This is a genomic window from Roseofilum reptotaenium CS-1145 (genome assembly GCF_028330985.1).
Lineage (GTDB): Bacteria > Cyanobacteriota > Cyanobacteriia > Cyanobacteriales > Desertifilaceae > Roseofilum > Roseofilum reptotaenium.
In genome coordinates, this window is sequence record NZ_JAQMUE010000043.1 from 1 (window position 1) to 9,760 (window position 9,760).

Genomic DNA, 9,760 nt, shown 5'->3' on the forward strand with positions numbered 1-9,760 from the left:
CGATCAGCTAGAAGAAGTGTTGTACCAGCGCTGCCAAACCTTATTGAAACAGCCAGAATTAATTGGAGGGTTAACCGATTTTTACGGGTGGAGTGAACTCACTGCTATATCACAACTTATTCAACGGACTTGATATAATAGGTAATAGGAGTGGACTGTTTCACCTAATTGGATGCATTAGATGTTGTTTGTAGTGAGGGCTTTAGCCCTCTCCAGCTAGGCTTTTAAGCACTAAAGTGCTTACTACAAACAAAGCCCTCTTTTAGATGAAACAACCCACTACGATCTGCGACTTAATTGTTAATTATTAATTATTAATTGTTAATTGATATTACCGGTGATCGCCAATCAAAATGAAAGCTGACCAAAAATGGGGATTTCGACCCAGGTGGCGTAATTTCGCCTTCTGTAGGGCTTCCCCTTGGGTCATGCCTTCCCTGACATACTGGTAAAAATCACTCATCAACTCTTGCGTATCTTTATCGGGCACAACCCATAAACTCGCCATCACTGCTTGCGCTCCGGCTCGTTCAAACAGGTAGGCGACTCCGGAAATGGAATTTCACTCTAGGTCGGCTTCACGGGCGGTTTGGCAGGCGCTGAGGGTAATTAAGCGGGTGTTCGTGAGTCCCAAGAGGGCGGCTTCTTGGATGGGCCAATCGTCATCAGCGAACAGGATCGTATTGGATGGTAGAGTATCTTTAACGACTTCACCATTGACCTCTTGTTGCATAATGCAGTCTGTATCTTGGAAACAGCCGTGGGTTGCCAGATGGAGGAAGGGAAATTTAGGCGCTTGAGTCTCAAACTGGCTGAGGGTAGCTTCGTCTTGGAGGTAGGTTTGACTGTTGGGAAACAGTTGGGTAATGGTGTTGACTTCTGCTTCTGCTCCCGGTAAGCCGAGGGGAGGCTCCGGTTTGGGGTTACCCAAGGCGAGAATACCGGTAGAAAGTTGTGGGGGTTGGGGGTTGGGGGCAGTTTTGGAAAGGCGAGTCAGGTAGTTGATGGGATATCGTTCGATTAAAAATTGGTCGTTTTCCCGTTTGTTCAGGGTTTCAAAGGGAATATAGCGCAGTTGTCCGGTGGCGATGATACTCAGTTGTTCCGGGTTGTAGCGGTTGAGCTGGTCTTCTAGGGGACGGATGAGGATATCGTAGAGTTTACGGCTGGTTTCTTTGTAGGATGCCCTTCGGTTTTCCAGTTCTTCAGGATAGCGCTGGACAAGTTGGTTAAATTCCTCCACATCCAGGGAGGTTTGCACCACCTGGAAACTATTGCGGGTGAGCAGAAACAGAGCGAGGGTATTGGGAACGTTCGTAACATTGGCGAGGGGAACCGGTTGCAGGACAAGGGTTCCTTCCGGGATGGTGGCTTGGAGTTGTTCGATGTCAGTGGGAGTGGTTTCAAAAATATCGGCAACTTCCGGGAACTGTTGGGCAATTTGTTCTGCGAGTTGAATGTTTTCGGTTTCTAGGGTACTGATGCGGCGAGAAAGTTCATCGGAGGGGTCGAGTTGCAGTTGTCGTCTCAGGTTTTCGATTTGTTGCCAGCGCTGGTTATATTCGTCGATACGTGCTTGAGCTTCGGGGTTTTCGACTTTCGCACCGAGTAGGCGAGTATAGTCAGCCAGTTCGTAGGTGGTGACGTGGTTTATCCAGGTAAAGGCTTCTTTGGGTTGGTTTTGTTGGATGAGGAGGGAGGTGAGGGCAACGGCTGAAGCGTCGTTAGATTCGATAAAGGTTTTCCGATGTTCTTGTTTGAGGTTGCTGCGAAAACTGAGCGTAATTTCGAGAGATTTTTCCCAGTATTCAATTGCTTTTTCTGGTTTATTGGTGTCTCGGTAAAAGAAAGCAATGTTGCTCAACATCATGGCTTCTCCTCCTCTGTCTTCCACTGCTATGTAAAGGAGTAAGGCCTGTTCGTAATACTCTATCGCTCGTTGCGGTTGACCGATGCTGTGGTAAAGTAATGCCAAATTATTCAGTATCGTGGCTTCTCCCCCTCTGTCTTCCACTGCTATGTAAAAAGGTAAGGCTTGTTCATAATAGGCGATCGCTCGTTGCGGTTGACCGATGCTGTCGTAAACTATCCCTAAGTTATTCAACGTCGTCGCTTCTCCCCCTCGGTTTTCTACTTCTCCGAAAATGGGTAAAGCTTGTTCGTAATACTCTATCGCTCGTTTCGGTTGACCGATGCTCCGGTAGACTTTCCCCAAATTACCCAACGTCGTCGCTTCTCCTCCTCGGTCTTCTACGGCTCGGAAAATTGGTAAAGCTTGCTGATAATACTCTATTGCTTGTTGAGGTTCGCCAATGTTTTTGTAAACTAACCCCAAATTATTCAACGTCGCCGCTTCTCCCCCTCGGTCTTCTACTTCTCGGTGAATGGGTAAGGCTTGTTCGTAATACTCTATCGCTCGTTGCGGTTGACCGATGCTGTCGTAAACTCCTCCCAAATTATTCAAGGTCGTCGCTTCTCCCCCTCGGTCTTCTACTGCTTGGTAGAGGGGTAGGGCTTGTTCGTAGGCTTCTATGGCAACTTGAGGTTTTCCTATATCATCAGAATTACGACCAATACCTAACCAGGCAACGGCTTCCAGTTCTCTCCATTCGAGTTGCTTGGAAATGGCTAAAACTTGCTGCCAAATTTCTAAGGCTTGTCGCGGTTTTCCCTGTCGTTGCAGTTGTATTGCTTGCTGAATTAATTGTTGTATCGCTGCCCAAATTTCCTCCGCCGAAGGTTGCTGACTTTGCGCCCAACTGGGTTGCTCTCCTACCGTCACCATTACCGGAGTCATCCACACTCCCAGCGCTACCAGAGTTCCGACGATTCTCATATCAATTAACAATTAACAATTAATAATTAACAATGATGGACTGTTTGTATTGTATCGGAAATTTCTCTGGTGGGTGCGAGAAGTGCAAAGAAACCGGGTTTCTCGCTCCTCTCCATCGCAGGGTGCATCTGTGGGAAGAAACCCGGTTTCTAACAGCCGTAAGAAGCACGGAGAAACGAGGTTAAGGTTGAAAGCGTAAATGATTAAGGCTTGTGACTCTGGCAATGGTTTCAAAGTCGCGGTCATTGTGAATTAACGTTAAGTGATGGGCGAAACATTTCGATTTGACCGTAACTCCTTATAATCGTAGTTATCTGAAAATTGAATCTTTCCACTCAAATCCAGTAAATTTTGCTTTTTGCGCGTGCGAATCAGTTCTTGTGCTGATTTTTTCATCCTTCAGATCTCCATTTTCCGAATCCGAATTGTGGTGGGGGCGATTACAGTAAAAGCACCAGGTAGTCGATCCGCGTATTGAGCGATTGCATTCGTAATTATCGTTACCTTACTCTCATTCGACAATCCAAGCAACCGAATTAAAAGCACCCCAGATGTAACACGCCCTAAACGGAAAACTAGCTCACCAAAATCCTTATCTCCAGTTAATAACAGAGCATTTTCTTGGTTAGCTAAATCCAGCACTTCATCATCAGAAATTCCTGGCTCCATTTCGACAACATACCAAACTCTATGACCCTCTTTTCTCAAACGCTCAACAATGAGTTCATTAATATTTTCATCTGCCAACAAGTTCACGAAGCAACATCCAAAACTGGATACACCACATCCGCTTTTAAGGCTTCAGCAGCAAAGGCAAGCGCTGCAAGGATAGATTGGCGATCGAGTCTAGGATAAGCTTGCAAAAGTTGCTCCTGAGTTTCGCCAGCAGCAAAACTTTCTAGAATCAATTCCACTGTAATGCGAGTTCCCCGAATCGTTGGTTTTCCCATCATAATTTGAGGATCGGAAACAATGAGTTGTTGGTATTCCTGCATCATGTACAAGCAATCCATAATTGTCAAATCTATTATATACAAAGAAACCGGGTTTGTCGCTCTTCTCCATCGCAGGGTGCATCTGTGGGCACAAACCCGGTTTCTAACCCCCGTGGGTGCGAGAAGTGCAAAGAAACCGGGTTTGTTGCTTCTCTCCATCGCAGAGTGCATCTGTGAGTACAAACCCGGTTTCTAACCGCCGCAAGAAGCACAGAGAAACCGATCTAGGTTAAACTGACGATATCAACCCAGTTAACAGTAATGACCATCCCATCAGAACTCAATGTTCTCATCAATCGGTTAAATGCGGAACTCGATCGTATTGAGGCTCAAGGGACGGAAGGACTCAGGTTACTTAGACCCATTATGTCTAGCTTTCCCGATAATACCATCCTGATTCAGCAATTTGCTTACCTAAACACCATCTTATTCTTTGTACAATCATCCAGAAAGCAAATCAAGGATAATGTGGCGCTGATTGCCGATACTACCGTATCCGAAGAGAGGATTCAAGAGTGTGGAGAAACGGTCAGTAATCTCTTGGGTAAAGTCATAGAAGTTAAACTAAAAGTTGAGACTATTGTCAATCATTGGAGACGCTAAAATGAAATCTGTGATTAATGAAGCACAAATGCTCGAAGATCTCGAACTTTTGAAAGAATGCGAACAATCGGCTAGAGAACTCTATCAACTTTCCATCGCCTTCGCCAACCAATGCCAAGAAATAGTTAAAGAAGCTTCTGCCATTGAGCCAACGGAACAAACAGTTTCCGATCTCCACGATAATTGAAAATCCATCTTATGAAAACTCGACCTGAATGGCTGAATGCCCTATTAAACTTCAACCAACCCCTCGGTGAAATTGTGCCCCATCTTCGTGACTTCGGATGGGAGAGTGATACCGCTCTCGTTGTCCTCAACCGTCAATATTTATGCTCCATTTTGCAACGCTATCTCCATCATCAACTCTCTGCTGAAGATCTAGAAGATTGGGCAAATACCATTGAAGGGCGAGAGGATATTGCCTATGATGATGAAGATGAAGAATTATTAGAAACCGTAATCTTTGAACTGGCTAATTCTTTACTCGCGTCTCCTCTATCTGTAGCACTTATCCAAGATTGGCTGGAAAAATTGAACCGTTCACCGATACCCAACTTCGAGCATGTTTAGAGATACCCAGAAACCAAGTTAAGGTTGAAAGCGTAAACTATTCAGAAACATTTCGATCTGGCGATCGCGAGAAGGGCAAAGAAACCGGGTTTCTAGCTCCTCTCCACCGCAGGTAGCACCTGTGGGAAGAAACCCGGTTTCTAACAGCCGCAAGAAGCCAATCATATTTGATATTAATTGTTAATTGATATTATTGCCCAGGGCGATCGCCCCATTATTACCTCCAAAGGCAAAACTTAAACACAAACAATGTTGTATCGGCTGAGAACGGGCAGCACGAACAACATTGATATTAAACTCTGGCTCCCTTAACCCCACACAAGGAGGTAAGATTTGATGCTTGAGCGCCATTAAAGAAAAGGCGATACCCAATGCTCCAGAAGCACCCAAGGTATGCCCGGTTGCCCCTTTGGTGGAGCTAACAGGAACTGTTGCTGGAAATAGATGCTGGATCAGTTGGCTTTCGGCGGCATCATTTAAGGGGGTACTGGTTCCGTGGGCATGGATGTAGTCGATAGAACTTGGGGTTAAGCCAGACCGCTCCAAACAAGTTTTAATGGCGATCGCCGCACTCATGCGATCCGGTTTTGGGGCGCTCAGATGATAAGCATCACTGGTAAAGGCTGCTCCCAGGATATGACCATAGATTGAGGCTTGACGCTGCTGTGCTGATTCTAGGGATTCTAGGAGGAGAAATGCGCCTCCTTCCCCTAAAACCAATCCTTCCCGATCGCGGTCAAAGGGATAACATCCCGTTTTCGCTAAGGCTCCCATTTGCGTAAATCCCCCTAGAGTTAAGGGTGTGATCGGCGCTTCAATTGCCCCTGCTAAAACTTGTTGAGCATAGCCGCAGCGAATCAGTTCATAGCCTTGGGCGATCGCCCACATACCCGTATTGCAAGCATTCATGGGAGCTTGGACAATCCCTTGAGTCCCTGTAAGTTGAGCTGCCATTCGCGCGGGAAGATCGGGTAAATAGTCTAGACAATTGGATAGATTGGGGAATTCTGGATCTCCGGTCAAAAAACGCCCAGCGATCGCCTCCCAACTCCCTTGAGCGCTGCGACTCGATCCAACAACAATCCCCAGATCGGGTAAGGGAGGAGTCATATCTGCATCTTCCAAAGTCTCTAGGACTAACTGACGAGTCAGCTCTCGCAAAGAAGCCGGGCGATCGCCAATCATGGCTAGAGGACGAGGTGCTAAATCTGGAAACGGTTGCGCCATGGCGATCGCTGATTCCTGATTGAGGAGCTTGTGCCAAGTCGCATTATCGCGCGATCCCAACGCCGAGACTAAACCCAATCCAGTAACAACAACGACTGTCATAATATCGAAAACTAGGGGATTTTAATATTATCATTAAAAGATGCGGAGGTCGTAGGGTAGACACTGCCAGCCTTACTGGCTAATGGCTTAAGCCAATATAGGAGGTAAATTATGGTTGCGGCAATGACAAAACAGAGCGCAGTTGAAGAGTATCTAGAACAGGAAAATCGGAATATTGACAAAAGCGAGTTTATTGAAGGAGAAATCGTCAAAATGGCAGGTGCATCGGCGAATCACAATATTCTTACAGGAAAACTTCATGCTCTCTTGCTGTTTGCTTTAGAGGATCGGGGTTCTTCTGTATTTATGAGCGACATGCGCTTGTGGTTGCCTGTATCCGAGAGTTATGTTTATCCCGATGTCATGGCGATCGCGGAAGAGCCAATGTTTACCGACAGCAAACAGATGGCGCTCACCAATCCTTGTTTAATTGCCGAAGTTTTATCCTCGTCCACAGAAGGATTGGATAAAAACCAGAAATTTGCCCTCTATCGCTCCATTCCCCAGTTACAGGAATATCTGTTAATCGATCAATTTTCCTATCGGGTAGAACTCTCCAGATAGGCCGATGCGATCGCCATACTCAGCAACGGAGAGAGCATCTAATTCAACACTGACATTCTCCCAATCTTCATCCAGGCGATCGGCATCAGCAGCCATGCGTTCGGCAACGGGGACAAGGGCTTCAGCCAGTGTTGCTTCCGAGAGCATTTGCCCATCAAAATGATACAGATCCGTGAGAGCCAATTCTTCAGGGACAAAGCGATCGAGCAGAGGAATTTGGAATTCTTGCGCCAGCGCCAGCATATCTTCATGGTCACTATTAATATACTCAGCACCAAGGTTAACCCAAATCCCTTGTCCCACCGCATCTTTGACCGTATACATTCTGCCTCCCACACGATCTGAGGCTTCATAAATTGTGGCGCGGTAGCCCGCCTTTTTCAGAGTGTAAGCCGTACTCAGACCCGCAATTCCTGCCCCTACGATCGCAATTTTGGGAGCAGTTCTCTCTCGTGCCCACAGAGTAGTAGCAGGAGATTGACAACCCGTCCCTAACAGCAGTCCTCCAGCCAAACCTCCAGCAACTTGCAAAAATGAGCGCCGCTTGAAATGTTGACGTTTCTGATTTTGTTGTATTTCTGACCATGCATCCAGAGGAATCTGACGACGATTCGCTTCTGTTGCCGAACGTAAGGCGCGAGAGAAGAGGCCAAATAAGGGATTGCGTGCCATAAGAACTCACTAGCGCTTCAAGTTTTCCAGTCCCTGGGTGACCGTTGCTGAGTCAATCTGATCGCCCTGTTGAATTGCATCAACCCCTTCCATCCCCTCAGTTACATAACCAAATACAGCATAATTGCCATCAAGAAAGGAGAGATCGGCCAAGGTAAAATAAAACTGGGAAGAGGCAGAATCGGGGAATTGCGATCGCGCCATCGCTACTGCACCACGAGTATGCTGAAGTTCCGGAGGCTTGTTAATTTGTGCCACAGGAAACGTTTGACTATAAATCGGTTCGCTCTCCTCTTGTGGGGTGATTTCCAGGGGAATTTGTCGCTCCTGTCCGGTTGCTGGATCGATAAATCCACCGGTTCCATTGCCTAGCGGATCTCCCCCTTGCACCACAAATGGTTGAGGCTCGCGCACTACCCGATGAAACGTCAAGCCATCATAAAAACCGCGCTCGACTAAATCCACAAAGTTTCCAGCGGTTACCGGTGCTTTTGTGCCATCTACACTAATTGTAATGGGCGAGCCTTTAACGGTCATCACCACTGTTGCTTTGCCTTCCAAAATGGGTAGCCCGTTAAAGGGACGATTGGGATCGGCACTCGCCACTGGGGAAGGGGTTGCTCCCGTGGCACTGGGGGAGCCATCTGAGTCAGGAGCAGAGAGGCTATCACTGCATCCGGCGATCGCCAATGCACTTAACAGCATCAATGAGATGACCCAATATTTCGGTCTAATTTTCATAGGATTAATTGAATTTCTGTTACCAAAGCTACGGATTGATTGTACCGAATGGGTGTCTTAGAGTCCTTCTAAAGGCACTTCTAAAAATCGGGCTAACTCTGCGGCTTGGTTTTCTAGGTCTGAGAGACTCATCGGTTGTCCCACACGAGTTAAAGGAATATTGCCTTTTCCTTTTACTCGCAGATAAATTTTCCGCTGAGGATTAAGTCCTTCTTTGATAATTACGCCCACTGCTTGAATATCTTCTAAGGGATAAGTCAAGTCAATTTGGCGATTTTTCCCCGGAAATCCCCAACGAAAAACTTTAGCCACGCCAGTTTCATAGCTAAATTCGTTATATCCACCACCGACATCCCAGAGAATCACCAGCCATAGATACAGAGACAGCAATAATCCCGCACTGCCATATAAGCCCATGACCAAACCTTGAGGCACAAATATTAGCTCGGTGGGGTTACTAAAGGGTATGAGGTTGACTTGCAGATAGCTCGATAACCCGGCTAATAAAAAGCCAGATGCGCCCATGGAAATGATGGTTGCCCAGGCATAATTACTCAGTCGGCGTGAACCGAGAATGGATTGATGTAAAACTTTTTTGTTCTTTGGTGTGGAGGTTCCTTGTGCCGTCATAGGTCTGGGTGAAGTTGGATCACTATACCAAATTAAGAGTGCTTTCTGATTTTACCTTAATCTTTGGCCTCCATTGATTAGGAGGCGATTTCCTCTTGTCTCCTCATCAAGCCACCTTCTTTTCTGAGAGAATCTGAGAAAATGTGTGACATATTGTAAAATTTCTCAGATTGTTTATTATAGATATTATGCGGAAAATCCAATCGCCTTAAGGACTTGGATGCCTGTTCTGCTTTCTTGTGGTATGTTAAGAAAGATTAATTTGCCCCTAAGCCTAAGCTTCAGAGGCAAATTAATTAAAATAATGGCTGTTCCTGAAAGTGGAGAGGTCATTCCTCATATAGGGAAAGACACTCAAGGGATTCTACCACCGAGTGGTTAATCTCTTAAGACATCCACGTAAGGAACCTTTGGGAATTCATCCCCTGCAATTGATTTAAATTTGTAACGTCAGAGGATTTGCTCAATGACAATCGCAGTCGGACGCGCGCCTAGCGAAAGAGGGTGGTTTGATGCCCTCGACGACTGGCTAAAGCGCGATCGCTTCGTCTTCATCGGATGGTCAGGACTCCTGCTGTTCCCCTGTGCCTACCTCGCCATCGGCGGTTGGCTCACAGGAACCACCTTTGTGACCTCCTGGTACACCCATGGACTCGCTTCCTCCTACCTCGAAGGCGGCAACTTCCTCACCGTAGCCGTATCGAGTCCCGCAGACAGCATGGGACACTCCCTCCTGTTCCTCTGGGGGCCTGAAGCTCAAGGCAACTTCGCTCGCTGGTGTCAGCTCGGTGGTCTTTGGCCCTTCGTCGCTCTCCATGGA

At 46.8% G+C, this 9,760-nt stretch carries 11 protein-coding genes and 4 pseudogenes; 5 read left to right on the plus strand and 10 right to left on the minus strand.

The window, feature by feature from the left end; all coding sequences use genetic code 11:
- Positions 1-331: 331 nt before the first annotated feature.
- The 5 genes and pseudogenes from PN466_RS07100 to PN466_RS07115 form a co-directional block, all read right to left on the minus strand.
- A pseudogene (locus PN466_RS07100) lies at positions 332-2,836 on the minus strand (tetratricopeptide repeat protein).
- A 181-nt stretch (positions 2,837-3,017) separates the two neighbouring features.
- Positions 3,018-3,134: pseudogene (locus tag PN466_RS26240) on the minus strand (type II toxin-antitoxin system VapC family toxin); the annotation flags it as partial.
- Entirely contained in the window at positions 3,095-3,232 is a 138-nt protein-coding gene (locus tag PN466_RS07105; RefSeq protein WP_271938149.1) for a hypothetical protein, read from the minus strand. The pseudogene PN466_RS26240 and the gene PN466_RS07105, both read right to left, overlap by 40 nt.
- Positions 3,233-3,235: 3 nt before the next feature.
- The gene (locus PN466_RS07110) at positions 3,236-3,592 is read right to left on the minus strand and encodes a DUF5615 family PIN-like protein (RefSeq protein ID WP_390889979.1); all 357 of its coding nucleotides are present in this window, start codon (positions 3,590-3,592) and stop codon (positions 3,236-3,238) included.
- On the minus strand, positions 3,589-3,834 hold the full coding sequence (locus PN466_RS07115) for a DUF433 domain-containing protein (RefSeq protein WP_271938152.1): 246 nt from the start codon (positions 3,832-3,834) through the stop codon (positions 3,589-3,591). The genes PN466_RS07110 and PN466_RS07115 overlap by 4 nt, the downstream gene beginning before the upstream one ends.
- Before the next feature lie 258 nt (positions 3,835-4,092).
- On the opposite strand from PN466_RS07115, the gene PN466_RS07120 reads away from it, so the two are divergent.
- The 3 genes from PN466_RS07120 to PN466_RS07130 are packed head-to-tail and all read left to right on the plus strand — an operon-like array spanning position 4,093 to position 5,004.
- On the plus strand, positions 4,093-4,434 hold the full coding sequence (locus PN466_RS07120) for a hypothetical protein (protein WP_271938154.1): 342 nt from the start codon (positions 4,093-4,095) through the stop codon (positions 4,432-4,434).
- Between the two features lies 1 nt (position 4,435).
- Positions 4,436-4,621 carry a hypothetical protein gene (locus PN466_RS07125; RefSeq protein WP_271938155.1) on the plus strand — a complete coding sequence of 62 codons (186 nt, stop codon included), beginning with the start codon at positions 4,436-4,438 and terminating at the stop codon, positions 4,619-4,621.
- 11 nt (positions 4,622-4,632) lie between these two features.
- A complete protein-coding gene (locus PN466_RS07130) occupies positions 4,633-5,004 on the plus strand; it encodes a hypothetical protein (RefSeq protein WP_271938156.1) in 372 nt (123 codons plus the stop codon).
- Between the two features lie 18 nt (positions 5,005-5,022).
- Here PN466_RS07130 and PN466_RS07135 read toward each other — a convergent pair whose 3' ends face one another.
- Positions 5,023-5,169 carry a hypothetical protein gene (locus PN466_RS07135; RefSeq protein ID WP_271938157.1) on the minus strand — a complete coding sequence of 49 codons (147 nt, stop codon included), beginning with the start codon at positions 5,167-5,169 and terminating at the stop codon, positions 5,023-5,025.
- Positions 5,170-5,184: 15 nt separating this feature from the next.
- Positions 5,185-6,333 (minus strand): beta-ketoacyl-ACP synthase, encoded by a 1,149-nt coding sequence (locus PN466_RS07140; protein WP_271938158.1) that lies wholly within the window; start codon positions 6,331-6,333, stop codon positions 5,185-5,187.
- A 108-nt stretch (positions 6,334-6,441) separates the two neighbouring features.
- Here PN466_RS07140 and PN466_RS07145 point away from each other — a divergent pair.
- A pseudogene (locus PN466_RS07145) lies at positions 6,442-6,885 on the plus strand (Uma2 family endonuclease); the annotation flags it as partial.
- On the opposite strand, the gene PN466_RS07150 reads toward PN466_RS07145, so the two are convergent.
- The 3 genes from PN466_RS07150 to PN466_RS07160 are packed head-to-tail and all read right to left on the minus strand — an operon-like array spanning position 6,856 to position 8,940.
- A complete protein-coding gene (locus PN466_RS07150; protein WP_271938160.1) occupies positions 6,856-7,569 on the minus strand; it encodes a flavin monoamine oxidase family protein in 714 nt (237 codons plus the stop codon). The pseudogene PN466_RS07145 and the gene PN466_RS07150 sit on opposite strands and share 30 nt — an antisense overlap.
- Positions 7,570-7,578: 9 nt before the next feature.
- Positions 7,579-8,310, minus strand: coding sequence for a peptidylprolyl isomerase (locus PN466_RS07155; protein ID WP_271938161.1), 732 nt, complete (start codon positions 8,308-8,310; stop codon positions 7,579-7,581).
- 57 nt (positions 8,311-8,367) lie between these two features.
- Positions 8,368-8,940, minus strand: a complete 573-nt coding sequence (locus tag PN466_RS07160) for a photosystem I assembly protein Ycf4 (protein ID WP_271938163.1) — start codon at positions 8,938-8,940, stop codon at positions 8,368-8,370.
- A 466-nt stretch (positions 8,941-9,406) separates the two neighbouring features.
- On the opposite strand from PN466_RS07160, the pseudogene PN466_RS07165 reads away from it, so the two are divergent.
- Positions 9,407-9,760 (plus strand): annotated as a pseudogene (locus PN466_RS07165) (photosystem II D2 protein (photosystem q(a) protein)); the annotation flags it as partial.

Coding starts and splice junctions, on each gene's coding strand:
- PN466_RS07105 (WP_271938149.1), bottom strand. CDS start 3,232: ATGAAAAAATCAGCACAAGAACTGATTCGCACGCGCAAAAAGCAAAAT.
- PN466_RS07115 (WP_271938152.1), bottom strand. CDS start 3,834: ATGATGCAGGAATACCAACAACTCATTGTTTCCGATCCTCAAATTATG.
- PN466_RS07120 (WP_271938154.1), top strand. CDS start 4,093: ATGACCATCCCATCAGAACTCAATGTTCTCATCAATCGGTTAAATGCG.
- PN466_RS07125 (WP_271938155.1), top strand. CDS start 4,436: ATGAAATCTGTGATTAATGAAGCACAAATGCTCGAAGATCTCGAACTT.
- PN466_RS07130 (WP_271938156.1), top strand. CDS start 4,633: ATGAAAACTCGACCTGAATGGCTGAATGCCCTATTAAACTTCAACCAA.
- PN466_RS07135 (WP_271938157.1), bottom strand. CDS start 5,169: ATGATTGGCTTCTTGCGGCTGTTAGAAACCGGGTTTCTTCCCACAGGT.
- PN466_RS07140 (WP_271938158.1), bottom strand. CDS start 6,333: ATGACAGTCGTTGTTGTTACTGGATTGGGTTTAGTCTCGGCGTTGGGA.
- PN466_RS07150 (WP_271938160.1), bottom strand. CDS start 7,569: ATGGCACGCAATCCCTTATTTGGCCTCTTCTCTCGCGCCTTACGTTCG.
- PN466_RS07155 (WP_271938161.1), bottom strand. CDS start 8,310: ATGAAAATTAGACCGAAATATTGGGTCATCTCATTGATGCTGTTAAGT.
- PN466_RS07160 (WP_271938163.1), bottom strand. CDS start 8,940: ATGACGGCACAAGGAACCTCCACACCAAAGAACAAAAAAGTTTTACAT.